We start from the raw sequence: 24,015 nt of genomic DNA, 5'->3' as shown, positions 1-24,015 counted from the left end.
TGACCTTGTTGGCACGGGCGATTGCGCCATATCGCTCCATAGGGGAACCAGAAAAATGAACGAGACGACAACGCTGCCGAAACCGAAAAAATCCGTCGCTTTGTCCGGGGTGACGGCCGGCAACACCGCGCTCTGCACGGTGGGCCGCACGGGCAACGACCTGCATTATCGCGGCTATGACATTCTCGACGTGGCGGAGGCCTGCGAGTTCGAGGAGATCGCGCATCTTCTGGTGCACGGCCGGCTTCCGAACGCGGCGGAACTGGCGACCTATAAAGTGAAGTTGCAGGCCTTACGCGGCATTCCGGCTGCGGTGAAGAGCGTGCTGGAAACCCTGCCGGCGGCGGCGCATCCGATGGATGTGATGCGCACCTATGTCTCGGCGCTGGGCTGCGTGCTGCCCGAGGCTCATGATCATCATCCGGCCGGAGCGCGGGATATCGCCGACCGGCTGATGGCCTCGCTCGGCTCGGCGCTGCTGTACTGGTACCATTTCTCCACCAACGGCAAGCGGATCGAGGTGGAGACCGAGGACGACTCGATCGGCGGACATTTTCTGCGCCTGCTGCATGGCCGGGCGCCTTCGGAGAGCTGGGTGCGGGCGATGCACACCTCGCTCATTCTCTATGCCGAGCATGAATTCAATGCCTCCACCTTCACCTGCCGGGTGATCGCCGGCACGGGATCGGATTTTTATTCCGCCATCGCCGGCGGCATCGGTGCGTTGCGCGGGCCGAAACATGGCGGCGCCAACGAGGCGGCATTCGAGGTCCAGAAGCGTTACACGACCCCGCACGAGGCGGAGGCGGATATTCTGCGCCGGCTGGAGGCCAAGGAGGTTATCATCGGCTTCGGCCATCCTGTTTATACCGTTGCCGATCCGCGCAATGCGGTGATCAAGCGCGTTGCGGAGCAGCTCTCCGACGAGGCGAAATCGCGGAACATGTTCGACATCGCCGCGCGGATCGAGACCGTGATGATGGATCAGAAGAAGATGTTCGCGAATCTCGACTGGTTTTCTGCGGTCTCCTATCACATGATGGGCGTGCCGACGCTGATGTTCACGCCACTTTTCGTGATCGCCCGCACCTCCGGCTGGGGGGCACATATCATCGAACAGCGGATCGACGGCAAGATCATCCGCCCCTCGGCCAACTATACCGGCCCCGAAAACCTGACGTTTATTCCCCTGGCCGAGCGTTAGAGAAAAGAAAGTAGCCGCTTTTTGAAAAAAGCGGCGCAAAAACTTCTTCTATGCTGGGTTATGGGCGTCGCCGCCGATAACGCCCATGGCCCAGATTAACAAAATTTTTTTGCTTCTTTTTGTTCACAAAAAGAAGTCCTTTCTTCCCTTTTCAGGAGTCCCGCCCGATGCCCTATCTCCGCGCCTCCGACCTTCCCTCACAACCCGCCGGCGACCGCTTTCGCGCTCTGCTCGCGCGTCCCGGCATTCTCGGTATTCCCGGCACTCATAATGGCCTGGCCGCGCAGCAGGCCAAGGCCGCCGGGTTCGAGGCCTGCTACCTCTCCGGCGCAGCGATGACCGCCTCGATGGGCCTGCCGGATCTCGGCATCATCACCGTGGACGACGTCTGCTTCTTCGTCCGCCAGGTGACGCGCGCGTCCGGCCTGCCGGTGCTGGTGGATGGCGATACCGGCTATGGCGAGGCGCTGAACGTGATGCACATGGTCCGCAGCTTTGAGGATGCCGGGGCGGCGGCGGTGCATCTGGAGGACCAGATCCTGCCGAAGAAATGCGGGCATCTGAACGACAAGAAACTCGCCACCCCGCAGGACATGGCGGCGAAGGTGGCCGCAGCGGCACATGCGCGGCGGCACCTCTACATCATCGCCCGCACTGACGCCGCCGCCTCGGAGGGCATCGAAGGCGCGGTCGCCCGCGCCAAACTCTATATGGAAGCCGGCGCCGACGCGATCTTCCCCGAAGCACTGAACACGGCGGAGATGTTCAAGGAATTTTCCGCACGCATGCCAGGTGTCCCGTTGCTCGCGAACATGACGGAATTCGGCCGCACGCCGTTCTACACCAAGGAGGAGTTTGGCGCCTTCGGCTATAAAATGGTGATCTGGCCGGTGACCTCGCTGCGCGTGGCGGCGCTGGCGCAGGAGAAATTGTATGCCGCGATCGCCCGCGATGGCGGCGCGCAGAATTGCGTGGAGCAGATGCTGACCCGCAAGAACCTCTACGCCACCATCGATTATGCCGGGTTCGAGGCTCTGGATGCCACGATCGTGAAGACGGTGGTGCCTGAGGCGATGCCGCAGGGGAAGGCAAGCTAGAAGAAAGCAGCCGCTTTTTGAAAAAAGCGGCGCAAAAACGTTTGTTATGCTGGGCCATGGGCTGTGTCACCAACAACGCCCATGGCCCAGATTAGCAAAGTTTTTTTGCTTCTTTTTGTTCACAAAAAGAAGACTTCCCTTCCTTGCTTTGCCACAACAGCGTCGAGCGCATACACAGCCCCGGTCACGAGGACTGGAGCGGAGTTTTGGCGAAAACGGTGTTTGATGTGGTGGTCATCGGCGCGGGAGCGGCGGGGCTGTTTTGTGCCGCCACCGCGGCGCGGCGGGGCCGGCGCGTCCTGGTGCTGGACCACGCCGCCGAGGCGGGCGCGAAGATCCTCATCTCCGGCGGCGGGCGCTGCAATTTTACGAACCTGTCAGTGCGGGCTGAAAATTTCCTCTCCGCAAATCCGCATTTCGCCAAGTCCGCGCTGGCGAAATTCTCCTCCCAGGATTTCGTCAAACTCGTCGAGACGCATGACATCGCCTATCACGAAAAGCGGCTCGGCCAGTTGTTCTGCGACGATTCCGCCCGCGGGATCCTTGGCATGCTGCTTGGCTTGTGCCGCCAGAACGGGGTGACGCTGCGCTTGTCGCAAAAGGTCACGGAAATCTCCCGTGGCGCCGCGTTCACCGTGCAGACCGACGCAGATATGATTGAGGCGACCTCGCTGGTGTTGGCCACCGGCGGCCTCTCCATCCCCAAGCTCGGCGCGACGGGGTTCACCTATGACATTGCCAAGCAGTTCGGCCTGGCGGTGATACCGGTGAAGCCCGGCCTCGTGCCGCTGCGGTTTGAAGGCGATCCCTGGGGCTGGATGCAGGGGCTGAGCGGCGTGTCGTTCGAGTCCGTGGCGCGCTTCGGCAAGCGCGAATTCCGCGAGAACGCATTGTTCACACATCGCGGCCTGTCCGGTCCCGCAGTGCTGCAGATTTCCTCCTATCTATCGGAGGCCGGGGATCTCACGCTCAACATGCTGCCGGGAACCGACGCCTCCGCGCTGTTGCTGGAACGCAAGGCAGCGCGGCCGAAGGCGGAGTTGAAAACGATCCTCGCGGAAATGTTTCCGGCGCGCCTGGCGCAGGCGCTGCTGCCGGAAGCTCTGCAAAAGCAGGTCATCGCCGAGACCTCGAACCAGCGCCTCAAGGAACTAGGGGAAAAAATCAATTTCCTGCGGATGCGGCCCACCGGCACCGAAGGCTTCGCCAAGGCCGAAGTCACCGTCGGCGGTGTCGATACCGCCGGGCTCTCCTCGCAGACCATGGGCGCCACCGAGGTACCCGGCCTGTTCGTGATCGGCGAGGCGGTCGACGTCACCGGCTGGCTCGGCGGCTATAATTTCCAGTGGGCCTGGTCCAGCGGGTTCGCCGCCGGGTCGGTAGCATAGAGAGAGAAAAAGAAAGCGGCCGCTTTTAAAAAAGCGGCGCAAAATTTTTGCTACGCTGGGCCATGGGCGGTGTCCCCGACGACGCCCATGGCCCAGATTAACAAAGTTTTTTTGCTACTTTTTGTTCACAAAAAGTAGGCTTCCCTGCGCTTAAGCCGCGATGAACCGCTGATAACCCTGCGCCCGCAGCGCGCATGAGGGGCACGTGCCGCAGCCATAGCCCCAGTCGTGGCGATGCGTTCGGTCGCCGTGATAGCAGGTGTGCGTTTCCTCGACGATCAACCGCACCAGCGCGTCACCGCCCAGGCTTTGCGCCAATGCCCAGCTTTCCGCCTTGTCGATCCACATGAGCGGCGTATGGAGCTCGAAATCATGCGCCATGCCGATGTTCAGCGTCTGCTGCATCGACTGCACGAATTCATGCCGGCAATCCGGGTAGCCGGAAAAATCCGTCTCGCACATGCCGCCGATGATATGCCGCGCCCCGCGACGATAACCGACCATGGCGGCGAAGGTGAGGAACGCCAGATTGCGGCCCGGGACAAAGCTGTTCGGCAGGCCGGACGCCGTCATGGCGATCTCCGTGTCGCGCGTCAGCGCGGACTCGGAAATGGCGCCCAGCACTGACAGATCGACCACATGGTCCTCGCCCAGCCGGGCTGCCCAGGCGGGGTTCATCGCCCGCACGGCCTCGCGCACGGGGAGCCGGCAGGACATTTCAACCCGGTGCCGCTGCCCGTAATCGAAGCCGATGGTCTCGACCTCGGCAAAACGGTCCAGCGCCCAGGCCAGGCAGGTGGTGGAATCCTGGCCGCCGGAGAACAGGACAAGGGCTTTTTCGCCGGAGGAGCGGTCTGATGCGTCAGTCATACCGGGCGATTTGCGGATTGTTTCTCTGCCGTCAAGAGAGGCGGTGAGAAAGTGGCTGCTTTTTGGAAAAAGCGGCGCAAAAACTTTTATTATGCTGGGCCATGGGCGTTGTCGGCGACAACGCCCATGGCCCAGCATAATAAAAGTTTTTTTGCTTCTTTTTGTTCACAAAAAGAAGACTTTCCTTCTCTTCCTATCCAAGCATCACCAAGCTGGCATTCCCGCCCACCGCTGCTGTGTTCACCGAGATCACTCGCTCTGCCAGCAGCCAGGCCGGGTTATATTCCGCTCCGGCGTCGAGTGCGGCGGGCTTAAGCGCCTGGAAGGGCAGTATCGCGCTCGGCCGCGCCGCCAGAAACTGGTTGAACGCCCGCACCTCGTCGGCCTCTCCCTCGAAGAGCACCGCATCGAAAGGCTGCGCCACGTCACGGCTGATGTTGCACCCGCTCTGTTCGGCGGCGGCACGCTGGGCCTGGCGGCCGCGTTCCGACTTGGCGACGCACAGCACGGTGCCACGCGGCCGCAGCTCATAGACATTCCGCTCGCCGACCGGGCCGGGGAGTTCCTGGGATGCCGGCAGAAAGAGCGGCGCCTTTGCCAGCATGCGGTAAAGATAGAGCGGGCCGCCGGCTTTCGGCCCGGTGCCCGAGAGCCCCTGCCCACCAAAAGGCTGCACGCCCACCACCGCACCCACCATGTTGCGGTTCACATAAATATTGCCGGCGGCGATCTTCCCTGTGGCCTGCGCGATCGCCGCGTCGATGCGGCTGTGCACGCCGAAGGTCAGTGCGTAGCCGGTGCGGTTGATGGCGTCGAGCAGCGCCTCGCGACCGTGCTGCGGATACCGCACAACATGCAGCACCGGCCCAAAGACTTCTTCTTGCAGCATTGCGATGCCGGGAATCTCGATCAATGTCGGCGGCACGAAAAGATCGCCCAGCCCGGCGGGATGTTGGACGACCTCGTAGCCGGCGCCGCGCATGGCGGCGATATGCGCGTTGATGTTTCGCGCCGCTTCGGCGGAGATCACCGGACCCACATCGGTGCTGAGGCGATCAGGCGGCCCGAGGCTCAGCTCCGCCATCGCGCCCTGCAGCAGTGCCAGAAACGGCGGCGCGATGTCCTCCTGGAGGCAAAGAACGCGCAAGGAAGAGCAACGCTGGCCGGCGGAATTGAATGCGGAATGGAGCACGTCCGCGACCACCTGCTCGGGCAGTGCCGAGGAATCGACGAGCATGGCATTCTGTCCGCCGGTTTCGGCGATCAAGGGAATTGGCCTGCCGTGCTGGTCGGTGCGCAGGGCCAGCTTTTGGTTGATCTGCCGGGCGACCACGGTCGAGCCGGTGAAGACAACACCGTCGCAGCGCCGATCGGCGACCAGCGCCGCACCGACCTCACCGTCACCTTGCAGACAATGCAACCGCTCCCGCGGGACGCCCGCCTCATGCAGCAGCGTCACGGCAAGAGCGGCAATGCAGGGCGTCTCCTCCGCCGGCTTGGCGAGCACGGTACTGCCGGCGGCCAGGGCAGCGGCGACCTGCCCGACAAAAATCGCCAGCGGAAAATTCCACGGGCTGATGCACACGATGGTACCGAGCGGAAGGTGCGTGGCGTCGTCCCAGCCGCGCGTCTGGGCCGCGTAATAGCGCAGAAAATCGACGGCTTCGCGGATTTCCGCACACGCATCGGGCAAGGTTCTGCGCGCTTCCGTCACCAGCAGTGCTAACAGGCGGGCGCGATTTTGCTCCAGAAGATCGGCCGCTCTTTGCAATGCGGCCTGACGATTTTGCACCGGCCATAACGGCAGGCCGTCGATGCTGCCAAAAGCTTTTTCAATATCGTCAGGTGTCGCCGTAGGGGCGGAAAACAACGGTGGCGCTGTTGCCGTCAATTCCTCAGCAAGATCTCGTAAGCCGCCTTCATCACTGAAATCGAACCCTCGGGAATTTTCCCGCGCTGCGCCGAACAGGCTGGACGGAAGCGCAATCTTTTCATGCGCGCCGCCAACCGGTTTCTGAGCGGAAACCTGCGCCACCGGGTCGGCCAAAAGCTCGTCGAGCGGTGCTGCAACATCGCCGAGCCGGTTGACGAAAGACGTGTTCGCGCCGTTTTCGAGCAGCCGCCGCACGAGATAGGCGAGCAGCGTTTCATGCGTGCCAACCGGCGCATAGATCCGGCAGGGCGCGGGGAAATCCCGCAGCGCCGTTTCATAGAGCGCCTCGCCCATGCCGTGCAGGCACTGGAATTCATAACGGCTGGAATAAGCCGAGGCCATCGCGGCAACGCTGGCGATCGTCAGCGCGTTATGCGTGGCAAATTGCGGATAAACCGCACTCCCCGCCGCCAACAGTTTCCGGGCGCAGGCCAGATAGCAAATATCCGTATGCGCCTTGCGCGTGAACACCGGGAAATCCACGCCGTCGCATTGCGCGCGCTTGATCTCGGCGTCCCAATAGGCGCCTTTGACCAGGCGGAGCATCAACCGATGACCGCTGCGGCGCGCCAGATCGACGACATGATCGAGCACGACCGGGGCGCGCTTCTGATAGGCCTGGACGACGAAGCCAAGTCCCTCCCAGCCCGCCAACGCCGGGTGCAGGCACAAGGCTTCCAGAAGATCGAGCGAAAGATCCAGCCGGTCGGCTTCCTCCGCGTCGATGTTAATCCCGATGTTTTGCGCCCGCGCCAATATCGCCAACCGGATCAGTCGGGGCTGCAATTCCGCCAGAACCCGGCCCCGCTGCGCCCGCGTGTAGCGTGGATGCAAGGCTGAAAGCTTGATGGAAATACCGGGCCGGTCGTAGAGGTCTGCGCCCTTGGCCGCAGCACCGATGGCGACGATCGCCTCCTCATAGGAAACGACATAGCGCGCGGCATCGTCCCGCGTGAGGGCCGCTTCGCCCAGCATGTCGTAGGAATACTTAAATCCCTTCGCCTCCATCGCACCGGCGCGGACCAAGGCCTCGCCGATCGTCCGGCCCAGGACGAACTGCTCGCCCAGCAGGCGCATGGCGAGATCCACGCCCTTGCGGATCAGCGGTTCACCGCCACGGTTCAGCATGCTCACAGAAGCTTGCGCCAGTGCCGCCTGCGGCGCCGCCTCGAGCAACTGCCCGGAAATCATCAACCCCCAGGTCGCGGCATTGACGAAAAGAGACGGGCTGTGCCCCAGATGCGTGCGCCAATCACCACGCCCAAGCTTGTCGCGTATCAGTGCGTCGCGAGTGCCGCTGTCGGGAATGCGGGAGAGCGCCTCGGCAAGGCACATGAGCGCGATGCCCTCGGTGCTGGAGAGGGTATATTCCCGCATCAGCGCCTGAATACCATTTGGCCGGTGTTTTTCGCGCAGCGCCGTGACGAGCTTTTCGGCCATCGCCCGCGCCGTCGCCGCTTGCCCCGGCGTCAGCGTGGCATCACCCAGCAGCGCCTGGACGCATTCGGGTTCCCCCCGCCGGTAAGCCTCGGTGATCGCACGCCGCGAACCTGCCTGACGGGTGGTCTCTCCCAGAAAGGCGGCGAAGGGACGGTCCTGCATGGACCAGAAATAAGCCCGGCGGGCGGCTGGTTCCAGATAAAAGAAAGCAGCCGCTTTTTAAAAAAAGCGGCGCAAAAATTTTTATTATGCTGGGTCATGGGCGTTGTCGGCGACAACGCCCATGACCCAGCGGAGCAAAGTTTTTTTGCTACTTTTTGTTCACAAAAAGTAGGCCTTGTTTGCTTTTAAACCAGGCGCGTTTTTACCTTGCCGACGCCTTCGATTTCACCTTCCAGCAGGTCACCGCGCACGACCGCGGCGACACCTTCCGGCGTTCCGGTGAGGATGAGATCCCCCGGCGCCAGCGCCACCAGCTTCGACAGCGCGGCGATGATGTCGGGCACGGGCCAGATCTGGTCCGCCAGATCGCCCACCTGCCGGCTGGCGCCGTTCACGTTGAGCGCGATACGGCCCGCGGCCGGATGGCCGATCTGGCTCGCAGGCACGATCTCGCCGATCGGCGCCGAAGCATCGAAGCCCTTGCTCATATCCCAGGGACGGCGCATCGCCTTGGCCTCGTCCTGCATGTCGCGGCGCGTCAGGTCGAGCCCGGCCGTGTAACCGTACACGTGCGACAGCGCATCCGCAGCGGGAATGTCCTTGCCGCCCACGCCGATCGCCACAACCAGTTCCATTTCATGGTGCAGATTGGCGGTGGCCGTGGGATAAGCGGTGTCGGCGCCGTTCGTCACCAGCGCGTCAGCGGGCTTGGTGAAGAAGAACGGCGGCTCGCGGTTGGGGTCGTTGCCCATTTCCCGTGCATGCGCCGCGTAGTTCCGGCCCACGCAAAAAACCCGCCGAACCGGGAAGAGTTTGCCGCCCGCAACCGGCACCGTCACCGCCGGCGGTGGCGTGATCACATAATCGCTCATTCCAACGTCCTTCTCAAAAACCGGCGCGAGCGTCGTGCCGCGCCACACGGCTTAATAGATAGTCGATTTCCAGTCGGGCCACGGCGCTTAACGCCGCCCCCGGCTTGCGCTGCGCGTCATGCGCAATCGCGCCGCGCTTCTGCAACACGTATTTGCGCACGGCCAGCCCTACGCCTTGCTGCTGCTCATAACGAACCAGCGGCAGATGCGCGTCGAACAGGTCATGCGCCGCGTCGCGCTTGCCGGCTTTGGCTAAATTGACCACGTCGACCAGCATATCCGGGAAGGCATAGCCGGTCATCGCGCCATCGGCGCCGCGTTCCATCTCGAAATCCAGGAACAGCCCGCCATTGCCCGTGAGAATCGAAAGCGGCCGGAGCGAACCATCCTTCTGGAACCCCCGCAGGGTGGAGATCTTTTCCAGCCCGGGCCAATCCTCGTGCTTGAGCATCACGCAGGACGGGTTATCCATCACAATCTGCCGGATCACCTTCGGCGTCATCACCACGGACAGGGTCAACGGATAATCCTGGACCACCACCGGCGTGTCCGTGCCGACCGCTTCGATCGCCTGGGCGTAATAGCTGAGAATCTGTTCATCGGTTCGCAGCGACGGCACCGGGGCGATCATCACGCCCGCCGCACCGTCGTCCATCACGCCGCGTGCCAAGGCGCGCATCGCGGCAAAACCCGGCGCTGACACGCCGACGATCACCGGCACCTTGGCTTTGCGAATCACCTGCCTGGCGATCGCGCGTGACTCCTCAGCCTCCAGCTTCGGCGCCTCGCCCATGATCCCGAGGATCGTCAGCCCGGTGACGCCACTGGCATGGTAAAAATCGACCATACGATCAATGGATTTTTCATCCACCGTACCGTCCGGGGTGAACGGGGTCGGGGCGATAGCGTAAACGCCGCTGGCAGTATGGTCGAGATGCATTATGCTTTTTCCACCTTCTTGTGTGCCGGAACCGGTGTTTCCGCCACCGGCGTGAGCGGTCCCTTGCCATCGAACCAGGAAATCACATTGTCGACGACCAGCTGCGCCATCAGCCCGCGGGTGTGATGCGTCGCGGTGCCGATATGCGGCAGCAGCACGACATTCTCCATCTGCAGCAGCGCCTCGGGAACATGTGGTTCGCGGCCGAACACGTCGAGACCGGCGGCGAGAATCTTGCCGGTTTGCAGCGCCTCGATCAGCGCCGCCTCATCGACCACCGACCCACGCGCGACATTGATCAGAATGCCGTTCGGGCCAAGGGCTTCGAGAATTTCCGCATCGACGATGTGCTTCGTGCCCGCCCCACCCGGCAGCACCACGATCAGCACATCCACAGCCTCCGCCAGGCTTTTCAGCGTGGCATGATGAGGATAGCCCAGATCCGGCTGCGGCCGGCGCATGAACACCGACACCGGAACGTCGAAACCGCCCAGCCTCTTGGCGATCACCTTGCCGATCCGCCCCATCCCGGCGATGCCGATCTTGCGCCCACGGAGCGATGCGCCGAGCGGAAAGGCGCCCTTCTCCCACTGCCCGGTGCGTACGAAACGGTCCGCCTGCGGGAAGCGGCGGATGGTCGCGAGCGTCAGCCCCACGGTAAAATCCGCCATCTCATCGTTCAACACGTCGGGCGTGTTGGTCACGACGACGCCCCGTTTCGCGGCGGCGGCGACCTCCACGGAATCGTAACCAACCCCGAAATTGCTGATGATTTCGAGTTTCGGCAGGCGCGCGATCAACGCTTCATTGGTCGGAATGCCGCCGCGTGTGACGAGGCCGACAATCTCTTGGCCATGCGCGGCAATGATCTCGTCCAGGCCCAGGACATCCGTACGATACACATCGTAGCGCGCGTCCAGGGCCTCATCGACCTTCTGGCCCATCTTGCCGGTGCAGAGGATTTTAATGCGATTGCTCATGAAATGTATCAGGCTCCCGTTACGCGTGGTTTGACTGTCTTGACGATAGCTCAGGCGTCCGGCTTCGCGCCACCATCACGGCGCAGGAAGTCGAAATCGCAGCCCTCGTTTGCCTGCAACACGCTCTGCTCATAGAGCTTCGCGTAGCCGCGCTTGGCCATCTCACGGTGCGGCGGCTGCGTTTTCCAGATCGCCAGGCGGCGCTGCAACTCGGCGTCGTCGACCAGCAATTCCAGCCGCCGCGCGGCGACATCCAACGTGATCCGGTCGCCGGTCTGCACCACGGCCAGAGGGCCGCCCACGGCCGCTTCCGGCGACAGATGCAGCACGATCGTGCCGAATGCCGTGCCGCTCATCCGCGCGTCGGAAATGCGCACCATGTCCTTCACCCCCTGCCGCGCCAGCTTCAGAGGAATCGGCAGATAGCCGGCTTCCGGCATCCCCGGCGCGCCTTTCGGCCCGGCATTGCGCAAGACCAGGATATCGTCCGCAGTCACATCGAGATCCGGAAGATCGATGCGATTGGTCATATCCTCAACCGAGTTGAACACCACGGCCCGCCCGGTATGGGTGAGCAGCGCCGGCGACGCGGCCGCATGCTTGATGACCGCGCCATCCGGCGCCAGATTGCCGTGCAGGACCGCCATCGCCCCTTCCAGCTTGAGCGGCGAGGCGAAACTGAAGATCACGTTCTGGTTCGGCACCGTCTCCGCCGCTTCGATGGCATCGCCGAGCGTGCCGCCCGAAACGCTCGGTGCGTTCAGGTCCAGGAATGGTTTCAGCTCGCGCATCAGCGCCGGCAGGCCGCCGGCGTGGTGGAAGTGCTCCATGTAATGCTGGCCTGAGGGTTTCAGATTCAACAGCACCGGAATTTCGCGACCGAGTTTGTCAAACTCGTCCATGTTCACGGTCACGCCGGCGCGGCCGGCCATGGCGGTGAGATGAATCAGCCCGTTCGTCGAGCCGCCGATCGCCTGCAGCACGACCATCGCGTTGCGCACGGACGCTTCGGTGATCAGCGCCGCCGGCGTCGGCGTGCCGGACACCGCCATCTCCGCCGCGCGCTTGCCACTCATTTCCGCGATCCGGCGGCGATCGGCATGGGTGGCGGGGGCGGCGGCGCTGTTGGGCAGCGCCAGCCCCAAGGCCTCCACAATGCAGGCCATGGTGCTGGCCGTGCCCATCACCATGCAGGTGCCGACCGACGGCGCCAGACGGCCGCTGATGGTCTTGATTTCCTCCGCGTCGATGGCGCCCGCGCGATGCTGCCCCCAGAGCCGGCGGCAATCGGTACACGCGCCCAGAACTTCGCCCTTATGGTGGCCCACGACCATCGGCCCGGTCTGCACGACGATGGTCGGCAGATCCAGGCTCGCCGCCGCCATCACCTGCGCCGGCAGCGTCTTGTCGCAGCCGCCGATCACCACAGCCGCATCCATCGGCTGCGCGCGCAGCATCTCCTCGGTGTCCATCGCCATCAGATTGCGCAGGAACATCGAGGTCGGATGCGCGAAACTCTCGCCGATCGAGATGGTGGGAAACACCATCGGCAAGCCGCCCGCCAGCATCACGCCGCGCTTCACGCTCTCGATCAGATCCGGCACGTTGCCATGGCAGGGATTGTAATCACTGAATGTGTCGGTGATGCCGATGATGGGCCGCTCCAGCGCGTCATCGGAAAACCCCATCGCCTTGATGAAAGCGGTCCGCAAAAACAATGAAAACCCGGCATCTCCGTAGCTGGTAAGCCCTTTGCGTAACCCCTTGCTCATCGATCGTTCCCTCTCAAAAGCGCACTCCGGCTCGAATGCCGGGCTAGTTTAGGCGAGCATATAAGCGCAGTCCTCAAAAAAAACATAGCTTCCGGTATGTTTAGAACCTATATTTTCTATCCTAATGGATACAGAATTTTTGGACAGCTTCGTCATGGTGGTCGAACACGGCTCGGTCGCCGAAGCCGCGCGGCGGCTCAACCTCACACCGGCCGCGGTCACGCAGCGCATCCGGGCCCTGGAGCGGGAAATTGGCACGACGTTAGTGTCGCGCTCGGGCCGCACCATGCGCCCGACCGAAGCCGGCGCCGCCGTGCTGCCCCAGGCGCAGCTGCTGGTGCGCGGCGTGCGCGACCTGCACACCATGGCGAATGAGCAGAATTTCGCCGGCGAGCTTGGCCTCGGCGCGATCTCCAGCGCCCTCACCGGCATCCTGCCCCCGGTCCTCGCGCATCTGGCGCAGAAGCATCCGCTCATGACGCTCTATATCCATCCCGGCACCTCCGCGGATCTGTACCGCAAGGTCGTCGATGGTGAGCTGGACGCCGCTGCCATCGTCGAACCGCCCTTCGCGTTGCCGAAAACCTGCGGCTGGACCACCTGGCGGGAAGAGCCGCTGGTCCTGCTGGTGCATCGCGGCATCACTGAACGCGACGTGCACAAGATCCTCGGCACCGAGCCGTTCATTCGCTATGATCGCAAACAATGGGGCGGCCGCCTCGCGGAAACCTATCTGCAGCAGACCGGCATCCGGCCTCAGGACCATTACGAGCTGGACTCGCTCGATGCCATCGCCGTGCTGGTGGACCGCGAGCTGGGCGTCGCACTGGTGCCCGACTGGGCGCCGCCCTGGCCCGCCGGGCTGAACCTCACCAAGCTTCCCGTACCGGTCCCGTTTGCGAAGCGCCGCATCGGTCTGCTGTGGCGCCGCGCCTCGGCGCGGTTCCGGCTCGTTCAGGCTTTGCTGCATGAGTCGGAACAGAAGGAAGCAGCCGCTTTTTGAAAAAAGCGGCGCAAAAACTTTTGGGCTATGCTGGGCCTGAGGCTGTGTCGGGGACAACGCCCATGACCCAGCATAGCAAAGTTTTTTTGCTACTTTTTGTTCACAAAAAGTAGCCTTTTTTGCTTTCGCTCGTTTATTCCTCGGCAAACTGCGCGACAGGTGCCGGCGTGTCGCGGGAATAGTCGATGCCGCAATAGCCGCCGCCCTGATACCGCTCGACAACCGGGTTGCCACTGGTTTTGCCGTCCAGCTCCGGCGTGAACGCGTCGACACTGTCCGTCGGCTCCCAACCGATGATCCTGCGCCCGTCTTTGCGCCACCAGGTCATACGCTTGTTCTTCGACGCGCCCCAGATCACGATGCAGCCGCTCTTTCCTGTGGTTGGCGCCAGCGTGCTACGCTCCACCAGGCGCAACAGGTCGCCATAAGAGAACCATGTCGCCAGCATCCGGTCATCGAGCGGCTTTGGCGTGCAGGAGCCGATCCGCAGGAACACGCTCTCCACGCCGTGCTTGTCCCAATACAGGCGGCCCATCAATTCTCCATAGGCTTTCGACAGGCCATAATACCCGTCCGGGCGCAGATAGCTGTCATCATCAAGAACCTCGCCGCGCTCGTGAAAGCCGATCGTGTGGTTCGACGAGGCAAACACCATGCGCGCCTTTTCCCGCCGCGCCGCCTCATAGACGTGATACAGCCCGCGAAGGTTCGGACCGATCACCGTTTCGAACGGATGCTCGACGGAAACGCCCCCGAAATGCAAAATCGTGCCGCACCCTTCGGCGAGGCGGAGAATCATCGCCCCATCGTTCAGATCAGCGAGCGTAAAGCTGGCGCCGTCGGGGACGCTGCCGGGAAACGCCACGCGATCCGTCAGCCGCAACTTCCAGCCGCGGCCGGCCAGTTCTCTCGCCAGCATCTGGCCTAACGCACCGGAAGCGCCGGTCAGCAATACGGGGTGTGGTGGGACGTCCATGATAATCTCCTTCTCCCTAAAGCATGATTAGTTCTGAGCCATGGGCGTTGTCTTCGACACAGCCCATGGCCCAGATTCGATACAAGTTTTTGCGCCGCTTTTTTCAAAAAGCGGCTACTTACTTCGCGATCAAGCCGGGCCGTGCCCGTGAGCCGGCGCCAGCGTCGCCACGCGCGCGCCGGGCTTCTTCACGAACACCGTCATGGCCACCACGCCCGCCACCGCAAGCGCCGAGGCGATCGCGAAGGCGCTGCTATAACCACCCAAATACTGCACTGCCAAACCGGTCGCGATCGGCCCGATGATGCCGGAGATGTTGCTGAGCAGATGGATGAAACCGCTCACGCCGCCCACCCGCGTTTCCGGAACGATTTCATGAATCGTCGCCCAGCAGGATTGCACCGAAGAGGTCAGCATCATCACTGCCACCGCGATCAGCGTCACCGCGGTCAACGCATCCGGCGCGACATTCACGGCGAGCAGGGCGGCGGCGGCGAGCGCCAGCGGCAGGATCGTCGTCAGTTTCCGCGCCGCCAGCCGGTCACGCATGTGGCGATACGCAAAGTCGGCAATCACGCCGCCGCCCACGTAGCCTACGAAGCCGCAAGCCCAGGGAATCGCGGCCACAAACGCCATTTTCTTCACATCCATATGCAGCGCGGTGGTCAGATAGGTCGGCAGCCAGGAGAGAAAAATATAGAGCGTATAGTTCACGGCAAACATGCCCAGACCGAGCGACAGCGTGCTGGCGCGGCCGAGATAGGCACGCAGCGGCAGCGCCTTGTCTTCCGCGGTCGCGATCGTCGCGGCGCGACTTTCCGTCACCAGGGCGATCTCGGCGGCGCCAACACGACGATTCTGCTTCGGCAGGTCCGTGACGAAATACAGCCAGGCCACAACCCAAATCAGCCCCAGAACACCAATGGCGAAGAACGCAATGCGCCAGCCATAGGCAATCGCGAGCAAGCCGACGATTGGTGCGGCGATGGCGCTGCCGACCGTCTGACCGGAAAACGTGAAACCGATCGTCCGGGAAGTTTCCTCACGCGGAAACCAGTTGGTGATGGCCCGGTTGGTGGTCGAATTCATCGGGCCTTCGGCAAAACCGAACAACGCCCGCACGATGAACAGTGACGCAAAACCGGTGACCGCGCCGGTCAGGCCACACAGCACCGACCAGGCCACCGCCGCCCAGGTATAGACGATACGCGGACCATATTTGTCAGCAAGCTGGCCGCCGACAAACGCGAAAATCGCATAACCGAAGAAGAACGTACTGAAGATAAGACCGAGCGCCGATGGCGAAAGCCCGAGATCCTTCCTAACAAACGGCGCCGCGACGCCAAGTGCGGCGCGGTCCATGTAGTTGATGATGCCTGCCACAAACAGCAGGATAGCAACGACATACCGGTATTTTCCGGACTTCATGATAATTTCCTCCTTTGATATCGCCCTTCGGCGTTGTGCTTCCGGTTAGAGCATAAAGCGCCCTGTCGATTTTTTATGATTTTGCATCAGATAAACGCGATCGTGCACGGGCTTGCGCTCGGCAGAACACCACCCGTCAGCGCAAGGTTTCCATCATTTTTGGCAATGACGAATTGCGAGATGCGGTCCCCCTGCTCAGCCGCGACGATGAGACGCTCCCCATCCGGGCTCAGCGTCATGAAACGCGGATCGCTTCCATTGGCCGGCGTCCAACCACGCACCGTCAATGATTCCGCGCCGGCATCGAAGGTAAGGCGGGTGATGCCATTCTGGCCACGGTTGGAGACATAGACATGCCGGCCATCAGGCGTGATGACGATCGCCGCGGTGGTGCTGGCGCCGAAAAAATCCGGCGGCAAGGTGGAGACCAGATGAAGCGGCTGGAGAATGCCGGTTGCCTCATGCCAGCGGCAGGTCGCGACCGTCGAATCAAGTTCGTTGACGACAAACGCGAACGGAAGCGTCGGATGGAACACCATATGCCGCGGCCCGGCGCCCGGCCGCATCGTCGCCTCGCCGGTCACCGCTAACGTGCCCGAAGCGACATCCAGCTTCAGGACAAACACGCGGTCGAGCCCCTTATCGGGGACCAAAACAAACCGGCCGCTCGGATCGAACGCCACGTAATGCGGATGGGCGATCGTCTGCTCGGTCCGGTGCGGACCGAGCGCGCCCGGCAAAGCGAGCACGTGCGACACGTCATCGAGCGCGCCATCCGGCCGCACCGGCAATAGCGCCACCGAACCGCTGGCGTAATTGGCCACTACCAAAAACCGACCCGTGGGGTCGAGCGCCTGGTGCACGCCGTTCATGCCACCACTGGCGGCGTGGCTGATCCGCCGCAGCGCGCCGGTTTTGCCGTCTACGGCGAAGGCGGAAACATAATCGGCATCGCCATGCACCACATACAACACACGGCGCGCGGCATCCGCCACGAGAAAAGACGGATTGACCAGATCGCCGACATGCCCGGCCGGTGACCAGGTGCCCGAGATGGAATCGATGGCAAAGATATCGATCCCCTTGCCGCGCGCCTTGCGCCGTTCTGTCGTGAAACAGCCGACATAGGCGAAACGCGGCGATGACGTCGTTAGATTTTTGACTCCCATCGTCATCGCCGCCCCGCTTTATTCCGCGGCCTTGGACTTGGCGCGGTACGCCTCGTACCGGGCCTTGTTCTCGGCATTCGGCGGATACAGGCCGGGCAGCGACGCGCCGTTCTGCACTTCGTTGAAAAGCCAGGCTTCCAGCTTTTCCTGTTCCACCGAAGCGGCCACCACATCGGCGACCAGGGCCGCCGGGATCACCACTGCACCGTCATCATCGACGACGATCACGTCATCGGGGAACACCGCGACGCCGCCGCAGCCGATCGGCTGCTGCCAGTTCACGAAGGTCAGGCCCGCCACCGACGGCGGGGCCGCAGCGCCCTGGCACCAGACCGGCAGGTCGGTGGCGAGCACACCCGCGACGTCACGCACCACGCCATCGGTAATCAGCGCGGCGACGCCACGCTTTTTCAGGCGCGCGCACAGAATGTCGCCGAAAATGCCGGCATCGGTGACGCCCATCGCATCGGCCACGGCGATGCAGCCTTCCGGCATGGCTTCAATCGCCGCGCGGGTGGAGGTCGGCGAGCTCCAGGATTCCGGCGTCGCCAGATCCTCGCGCGCCGGCACGAAGCGCAGCGTGAAGGCCAGGCCCACCACCCGCTTCTGCCCCGGCTTCAGCGGCTTGGTGCCGCGCAGCCACACATTGCGCAGGCCCTTCTTCAGCAGCACCGTGGTCAGCGTCGCCGTGGTCACGCCTTCGAGGGCCTCAATCGTCTTCTGGTCCAAAGCCATGTTTATCGATCCCTTAAATGATGGCTGTCGTTGAAATTGCGTTAGACGCTGGCGATCAGGCCGCCATCGACGCGAAACACCGATCCGGTGAGATAGGCCGCGCGATCGCTCGCCAGAAAGGCGACCACATCGCCATACTCCTCCGGCTTGCCGTAACGGCCGACCGGAATGCTGCCGGTGCTCTCAGCGGAGACCTCTTCCGCGCTGCGCCCCTCGCGCTTGGCCTTCGCCTCGTCGAGGAATTTGATGCGGTCGGTGGCGATGCGCCCCGGCAGGATGATGTTCGCGGTCACGCCATCACGGCCCACCTCACGCGCGAGGGTCTTCGACCAGCCGACCAGCGACAGCCGCAGCGCATTCGAGATCCCGAGATTGGGGATCGGTGCGACCACGCCTGACGAGGTGCTGGTGATGATCCGCCCCCAGTGGCGCGCGCGCATCCCAGGCAGCACGGCGTCCGTGATGGCGATCACCGACACCACCATCGATTGGAAGAATTTCGTCCACACTTCCGGCCCCTGGCCGCTGGCGGGGGTCGGCGGCGGCCCGCCGGTGTTGTTGACCAAAATATCGACCGGGCCGAGTTCTTGCTCGATTTTGGCGATATGGCCCGGGATCAGCGACAGATCCGCCAGATCCCAGGTCAGGCCGCAGCTTTTGACGCCGAAAGCAGCCACCGCCGCCCGGGTTGCCTCGATCGCCTTCGGGTCGATATCGCCGACGGCGATGTTCACGCCCTCGGCCGCCAGCGAGCACGCAATCGCCCGGCCAAGGCCACCGCCGCCGCCGAGCACCAAAGCCGTTTTGCCTTTTATTTTGAAATCCATGCGTCACCCTCATCTGCGCGCGTCAACCGCGCTTTGCCGTGAACGGGAATGATAGGAGACGCTGAAAATTAGAAAATATAGGTTTTTGTTCGTTCACAAGAAAGTTTTTTTAGGGAAGCAGCCGCTTTTTGAAAAAAGCGGCGCAAAAACTTTTATTATGCTGGGCTATGGGCGTTGTCGGCGACAACGCCCATAGCCCAGCATAATAAAGTTTTTTTGCTACTTTTTGTTCACAAAAAGTAGGCTTCACTTATCCCTGACTCGCGCCTTCCCTTTTTCCAGCACCAGCACGGCATCAGCGAGACGCAGGGCCTGCGGCCGGTGGGTGATCAGCAAGGTGGTGCGGCCGCGCGTCAGGCGCCCGATGGTGTCGAGCACGGCTCGTTCCGAGACGGCGTCGAGCCCTTCGGTTGGCTCGTCGAGGATCAGCAGCGGCGCGTTTTTGAGGAACGCCCGGGCCATGGCGATGCGGCGGGCCTGGCCGCCGGACAGGAAGGTGCCGACTTCGCCGACCACGGTGTCGAGGCCGGCCGGCATCGCCATGACCTCATCGAAAATATCGGCGTCGCGCAGGGCGGCGCACAGTTCTTCCTCGGTGGCGTCGGGGCGGGCCAGCAACAGGTTTTCGCGGATGCTGGTGTTGAACAGATGGGTCTGCTGCGCGACCACGGCGCAGAGGCCGCGCACGGTCTCCCCGTGCAGATCCCGCAGCGACACGCCGCCGATCCGCACATTCCCCTCCTGAAAATCCCAGAAGCGGAGCAGGACATTGAGCAAGCTGGTCTTGCCGGCGCCGGTCTGGCCGACCACGCCTAAGCAACTGCCCTCAGGGATCGCGAAGCTGATGTCGTCGAGGGCCCAGGCTTGCGTCTCGCCGTAACGCATTTTGAGGTTATCGACCCGCAGATCGAATTGGCTGGGCGCTAGCACCTCGCTGCTGGGCTCACTAACGGCGGGGCGGGTATCGATGACCTCGAAAATGCGGCGCGCGGCGGCGAGGGTTTGGCCCAGGGCGTTATACGCGGCCGGCAAGGCGCTGACGGCGTCGAAGCTGGCCAGCACGAACAGCCCGATCATCGCGAAATCCGGGCCGTCAATGCCCCGCCCCACCAGAGGAATCGCGATGATCACGCAGACCCACAGGCTGAGCTGGGCGATCAGCAAGGTCGCCGCCGACCACACGCCGTTGATGCGCGCCGCGTGCCGCTGGGTGGCGATCAAAGCCGCGCTGCTGCGATCGAGCGCGGCCAGTTTGGGCGCCAGCGCCTGATAGACCAGCAGCTCACCGAAACCGCGGATCGCATCGGCGATATCGGCGCGGAATGTCCCGCTCAAGGCAACGGCCTGCGCGCCAGGTCCGCGCCCCAGACGCAGCGCGATCAGCGGCACCACCACACCGGCGAGCAGCAGCCCCGCAAAATCGGCCAGCGCGACATGCGGGCTGAACCAGGCGAGGAAAAGCACCATCAGCAAAACGCTAATAACAGCGGACGCGGTGGGCACGAGCACGCGCAGATAGACATTGTCGAGGCTGTCGATATCGGCACGGATGCGGCTGAGCAGGTCGCCGCCGCGGTAATATTGCAGCCGCGCCGGCGCCAGCGGTTCGAGATGCTCGTAGAACCAGACGCGCAACTGCGCCAGAAACCGGAACGTCGCCTCGTGGGTGATCAGGCGTTCCAGATAGCGCCCGCCGGTGCGGATTATGGCGAGGCCGCGAATCGAGGCGGCGGGCATGAAATATTCGAGATGCAGCAAGCCGAGGCCGGCCAGCGCCATGGAGGCGATGAACCAGCCGGACAGTGCGAGCAACCCGACATTGGCCAGAATGACCAGCGCCGTGAGCCCTACACCGGCCAGGACCCAGCGCCAGGAGCCTTTGAACAGCCACAGCAGGCGCAGAAAATCCTTCATGACAACATCTCATGATAAAGCGCGCTGGTCTCCGCATAGAGACCGTTCTGCGCGAGCAACGCAGCATGGGAGCCGGATTCGACGATGCGGCCTTCGTTCAGCACCAGGATCCGATCCACCTCCGTAATGCTTTCAAGCCGGTGCGCGATGATCAGCATCGCCCGGTCGCGCGCGAGGCGTTCCACCGCGTCTGCGATCAGCGCGGCCGTTTCAGGATCGAGGCTGGCCGTCGGTTCATCGAGGATGACGAGATCGGCGTTCTTCAGGAAGGCGCGGGCCAGGGCCACGCGCCTGATCTCGCCACCGGACAGTCCCTGCCCCCGATCGCCGACGATCGTGTCATAGCCTTGCGGCAGGCGCTCGATGAAGGCGGCCGCGTTTGCCGCTGAAGCGGCCCGGCGCACGGCTTGCTCGTCGGCGCCGGGCTGGCCGAGGCGGATGTTGTCGCCGATGCTGCCATGGAACAATGTCGGCGCCTGCGGCATCCAGGCGATGCGCGCGACCCAATTTTCTGGTCCGATGTCGCGCAGATCGGTGCCGTCGACGGTGATCGCGCCTTCGTCCGGCACGTCGAAGCCCAGGAGCAGCCGCGCGATCGTGCTCTTGCCGGAACCGCTCGGCCCGACCAGGGCGACGCGTTCGCCGCGCGCGAGGCCAAAATCGATCCCCCGCAGCACAAGCTCGTCCGCCCGATAGGCGAAGCCGACATCTTGGAAGCGAATGTCCAGACGCGCGGAGGAGGACAGCTCATTCTGCCCTGCTGGCCGCTCCGGCAGTTTTGTTTCCAGGAGTGCGACAATCCGCTCCGAAGCGCCGATCGCCTCCATGCGGGCGTGATACTGCGTGCCCATCGCGCGCAGCGGCTTGAAGAATTCCGGGGCCAGCAACAGCACCATGAAGCCCGGCAGGAAATGCATATCGCCATAGTACAGACGAAAGCCGATATACACGGCGACCATGGCGATGCTGACAGTGGCGAAAAATTCGAGCACCAGCGAGGAGAGGAACGCGACGCGCAGCACATCCATGGTGCTGCGGCGGTAATCGTCGGAAATGCGGCCGATGATCTCGCCCTCGGCACGGCTCGCATTGAACAGTTTGAGAGTCGTGAGGCCCTCGATGACGTCGAAGAAATGCGCGCTCATCCAGGCGAGCTTGCGCCATTGGCGCTGGTTGAGCCGTTCCGTGCCCTTGCCGATCAGGATCATGAAGAACGGAATCAACGGCGCGCTGATCAGCATGATGATCCCGGACACCCAGTCGGTGGGGAAGACGAACACCAGGATGGCGGCGGGGATGAAGGCGGCGAGCGGCATTTGCGGGAGATATTCGGCATAGTACTTGCCCAGTTCGTCCACGCTCTCGAGCAGCAGGTTGGTGAGGTCGCCGGTGCGTTGGCCCGCGACAAAGCCGGGGCCGAGGGCGGAGATCTTGCGGGTCAACTCGCCGCGCAAAGTCTGCTTGACCCCGGCGGCGGCCTCGAAGGCGACGGCGTCGGCGAACAGGGAAACGACCGCGCGGGCGACGAACACGGCGAGCATGCCCCACAAAAACGGCCAGGCGGAAGACAGACCCAGATGGTCGATCACGACGCTGTCGACCACATGCGCGAGCAGCCAGGCCTGGACGATCAGCAGCAACCCGCCGCAGGCCCCGATGCCGATGGCGGCGGTGAGCGGCAACCTGACGGCTTTGGCACGGCTGCGCAGCCAGGTATCGAGCGCCTTCGCTGTCGCACGGGGTATCGGAGCGGAATGTAGGGCCATGAGATCGTCATTCCTTGCCGGAAAGCAGCCGCTTTTTGAAAAAAGCGGCGCAAAAACTTTTACCCTGCTGGGCCATGGGCGTTGTCACCGACACAGCCCATGGCCCAGGAGCTTCTTTTAGTGATGGACCTCCATGGCGGAGATGCGGCCGCGGAACACCCAGATCTGATACGCGTTGTACATGATCATGATCGGGAAGAAGCCGCCCATCGCCAGGGTGAAGGTGAAGAGCGAGACCGCCGGGCTGGCGCCCGAATAGATCGTCCAGGTCCCCGGCACCATCCACGGATAAAGGGTCGCGAGGAAAGCGATGGACATGATCGCCAGCGCCACCGTGAACCAGATCAGCGCCTTCAGATCCTTATCGCGGTTGGCGGCGGTGCGCATCATGACCGCCGAGATGATCACGGCGAGCAGGACGATGGCCCAGATCCAGAAATTCGGCCCCAGCCATTTATGCGCCGCCCAGGGGAAGATCGCCATGCTGAACACGATCGTGACGATCGCCACCGCCAGCGCCAGATAAAAGATCACGCTGCTCCAGCGCGCCGCCTGGCGACGGATCGGCTCGCCATGGTGGAAGCGGGCGCGGATGAACAACACGCCACCCTGCGTCACCGCGATCACCGAGGCGATGCCGGTCCAGATGCTGAAGGGCGAGATGAAGCGCAAGGCGCCGCCCACATAGGTCGGCACGGTGCCGGCGTCATGCGTGAGCGGAAAGCCCTGCATCACCGCGCCCAGCGCCATGCCACCGAAGAAGGCGACCACCAGGCTGGAGAGCCCGAAGGCCAGATCCGAGAAGCGCTGCCAGCGGGCCTCGGCCACGTGCCGGAATTCCAGCGCCACGGCGCGGGTGATCATCCCCCACAGCGCCAAGGCCAGGGGAATCATAAGGTAGCTGAAAGCCGAGCCGTAGACGAAGGGAAAGGCAGCGAACATCACGCCGCCGGCCACGATCAACCAGGTTTCATTGGCATCCCACGTGCCCGCCATCGCCGACATGATCGCGCCCCGCTCTTCTGCTTTGCGCACAAACAGCGAGAACACGCCGGCGCCAAGGTCCGCACCGTCCAAGACGACGTAGAGCACCACGCTCAGCGAGAACGCCATCCACCACGCGAAGGTGATGATACTCTGTACCTGAGTTAAACTGTTCATGATTGCAGTCCTGTCGTTGGGCCAGCGGCCAGGCAGCCGGCCCTTAAAGGTTAGATCTTGTTGGCTTTGGCGTAGGCGAGAGCAGCGTGAGGCTCGGTATGGCCAGGGGCCTGCTGGGCGACGCGCACGACCGGGCTATCCATATCCGGACCCTTGCGGACCACTTTGGCGAAGAAGTACCAGGTGCCGCCCCAGACCAGGAGCTCGAAGCCCAGATAACCGACCATCCAGAAAATCTCCTGGGCGGTGCTCATGATGCTGGTGCCCTGTGCGGAGGTCATCATGCCGTAGACCACCCAAGGCTGACGGCCGACCTCACGTGTCCACCAGCCGGTCCACACCGCGATATACGGCAGGAAGCCACACAGGATCGTAAAG

The 24,015-nt window shown here is 63.1% G+C and carries 19 protein-coding genes; 4 read left to right on the top strand and 15 right to left on the bottom strand.

What is annotated here, in order from left to right; translation table 11 throughout:
• The first annotated feature begins 55 nt into the window (after positions 1 to 55).
• The 3 genes from prpC (at position 56) to VGG47_RS08250 (ending at position 3,689) form a co-directional block, all read left to right on the top strand.
• On the top strand, positions 56 to 1,204 hold the full coding sequence (gene prpC, locus VGG47_RS08260) for a bifunctional 2-methylcitrate synthase/citrate synthase (RefSeq protein WP_331537346.1): 1,149 nt from the start codon (positions 56 to 58) through the stop codon (positions 1,202 to 1,204).
• A gap of 167 nt (positions 1,205 to 1,371) precedes the next feature.
• Positions 1,372 to 2,301: a methylisocitrate lyase gene (prpB, locus tag VGG47_RS08255; RefSeq protein WP_331537344.1), complete on the top strand. Its 930-nt coding sequence runs from the start codon at positions 1,372 to 1,374 to the stop codon at positions 2,299 to 2,301.
• A 206-nt stretch (positions 2,302 to 2,507) separates the two neighbouring features.
• Positions 2,508 to 3,689 carry an NAD(P)/FAD-dependent oxidoreductase gene (locus VGG47_RS08250; RefSeq protein WP_331537342.1) on the top strand — a complete coding sequence of 394 codons (1,182 nt, stop codon included), beginning with the start codon at positions 2,508 to 2,510 and terminating at the stop codon, positions 3,687 to 3,689.
• Between the two features lie 150 nt (positions 3,690 to 3,839).
• On the opposite strand, the gene queC is transcribed toward VGG47_RS08250, so the two are convergent.
• The 6 genes from queC to VGG47_RS08220 form a co-directional block, all read right to left on the bottom strand.
• The gene (queC, locus tag VGG47_RS08245; RefSeq protein WP_331537340.1) at positions 3,840 to 4,559 is read right to left on the bottom strand and encodes a 7-cyano-7-deazaguanine synthase QueC; all 720 of its coding nucleotides are present in this window, start codon (positions 4,557 to 4,559) and stop codon (positions 3,840 to 3,842) included.
• Between the two features lie 193 nt (positions 4,560 to 4,752).
• A complete protein-coding gene (locus tag VGG47_RS08240) occupies positions 4,753 to 8,094 on the bottom strand; it encodes an L-glutamate gamma-semialdehyde dehydrogenase (RefSeq protein WP_331537338.1) in 3,342 nt (1,113 codons plus the stop codon).
• 185 nt (positions 8,095 to 8,279) lie between these two features.
• Positions 8,280 to 8,966 (bottom strand): fumarylacetoacetate hydrolase family protein, encoded by a 687-nt coding sequence (locus VGG47_RS08235; RefSeq protein WP_331537336.1) that lies wholly within the window; start codon positions 8,964 to 8,966, stop codon positions 8,280 to 8,282.
• Between the two features lie 13 nt (positions 8,967 to 8,979).
• A complete protein-coding gene (locus VGG47_RS08230; RefSeq protein WP_331537334.1) occupies positions 8,980 to 9,906 on the bottom strand; it encodes a dihydrodipicolinate synthase family protein in 927 nt (308 codons plus the stop codon).
• The gene (locus tag VGG47_RS08225; RefSeq protein ID WP_331537331.1) at positions 9,906 to 10,886 is read right to left on the bottom strand and encodes a 2-hydroxyacid dehydrogenase; all 981 of its coding nucleotides are present in this window, start codon (positions 10,884 to 10,886) and stop codon (positions 9,906 to 9,908) included. Before VGG47_RS08225 ends, VGG47_RS08230 begins: the two co-directional genes overlap by 1 nt.
• A gap of 50 nt (positions 10,887 to 10,936) precedes the next feature.
• Entirely contained in the window at positions 10,937 to 12,658 is a 1,722-nt protein-coding gene (locus VGG47_RS08220; RefSeq protein ID WP_331537329.1) for an IlvD/Edd family dehydratase, read from the bottom strand.
• Between the two features lie 139 nt (positions 12,659 to 12,797).
• On the opposite strand from VGG47_RS08220, the gene VGG47_RS08215 reads away from it, so the two are divergent.
• Entirely contained in the window at positions 12,798 to 13,661 is an 864-nt protein-coding gene (locus VGG47_RS08215; RefSeq protein WP_331537327.1) for a LysR family transcriptional regulator, read from the top strand.
• A gap of 133 nt (positions 13,662 to 13,794) precedes the next feature.
• Here the strand turns inward: VGG47_RS08215 and VGG47_RS08210 are convergent, their stop codons facing one another.
• From VGG47_RS08210 to VGG47_RS08170, 9 genes are all read right to left on the bottom strand, one after another.
• Positions 13,795 to 14,637 carry an NAD-dependent epimerase/dehydratase family protein gene (locus VGG47_RS08210; RefSeq protein ID WP_331537326.1) on the bottom strand — a complete coding sequence of 281 codons (843 nt, stop codon included), beginning with the start codon at positions 14,635 to 14,637 and terminating at the stop codon, positions 13,795 to 13,797.
• A gap of 129 nt (positions 14,638 to 14,766) precedes the next feature.
• On the bottom strand, positions 14,767 to 16,065 hold the full coding sequence (locus tag VGG47_RS08205; protein WP_331537324.1) for an MFS transporter: 1,299 nt from the start codon (positions 16,063 to 16,065) through the stop codon (positions 14,767 to 14,769).
• Positions 16,066 to 16,151: 86 nt separating this feature from the next.
• Positions 16,152 to 17,240: a lactonase family protein gene (locus tag VGG47_RS08200; protein WP_331537322.1), complete on the bottom strand. Its 1,089-nt coding sequence runs from the start codon at positions 17,238 to 17,240 to the stop codon at positions 16,152 to 16,154.
• Positions 17,241 to 17,252: 12 nt separating this feature from the next.
• Positions 17,253 to 17,969: a ribonuclease activity regulator RraA gene (locus tag VGG47_RS08195; protein ID WP_331537319.1), complete on the bottom strand. Its 717-nt coding sequence runs from the start codon at positions 17,967 to 17,969 to the stop codon at positions 17,253 to 17,255.
• Positions 17,970 to 18,010: 41 nt separating this feature from the next.
• Positions 18,011 to 18,796 (bottom strand): SDR family oxidoreductase, encoded by a 786-nt coding sequence (locus tag VGG47_RS08190; RefSeq protein ID WP_331537317.1) that lies wholly within the window; start codon positions 18,794 to 18,796, stop codon positions 18,011 to 18,013.
• Positions 18,797 to 19,042: 246 nt separating this feature from the next.
• Entirely contained in the window at positions 19,043 to 20,710 is a 1,668-nt protein-coding gene (cydC, locus tag VGG47_RS08185) for a thiol reductant ABC exporter subunit CydC (RefSeq protein WP_331537315.1), read from the bottom strand.
• Complete coding sequence (cydD, locus tag VGG47_RS08180; protein WP_331537313.1) at positions 20,707 to 22,476, bottom strand: thiol reductant ABC exporter subunit CydD; 1,770 nt, start codon at positions 22,474 to 22,476, stop codon at positions 20,707 to 20,709. The genes cydC and cydD overlap by 4 nt, the downstream gene beginning before the upstream one ends.
• Positions 22,477 to 22,593: 117 nt before the next feature.
• Positions 22,594 to 23,637: a cytochrome d ubiquinol oxidase subunit II gene (gene cydB / locus VGG47_RS08175; protein ID WP_331537311.1), complete on the bottom strand. Its 1,044-nt coding sequence runs from the start codon at positions 23,635 to 23,637 to the stop codon at positions 22,594 to 22,596.
• A gap of 50 nt (positions 23,638 to 23,687) precedes the next feature.
• On the bottom strand, positions 23,688 to 24,015 hold a 328-nt coding region (locus tag VGG47_RS08170; RefSeq protein ID WP_331537309.1), incomplete at its 5' end, for a cytochrome ubiquinol oxidase subunit I.

Origin of the sequence: Acidocella sp., from assembly GCF_036489515.1 — a bacterium.
GTDB lineage: Bacteria > Pseudomonadota > Alphaproteobacteria > Acetobacterales > Acetobacteraceae > Acidocella.
This window is presented reverse-complemented; position numbering and strand designations above follow the sequence as displayed.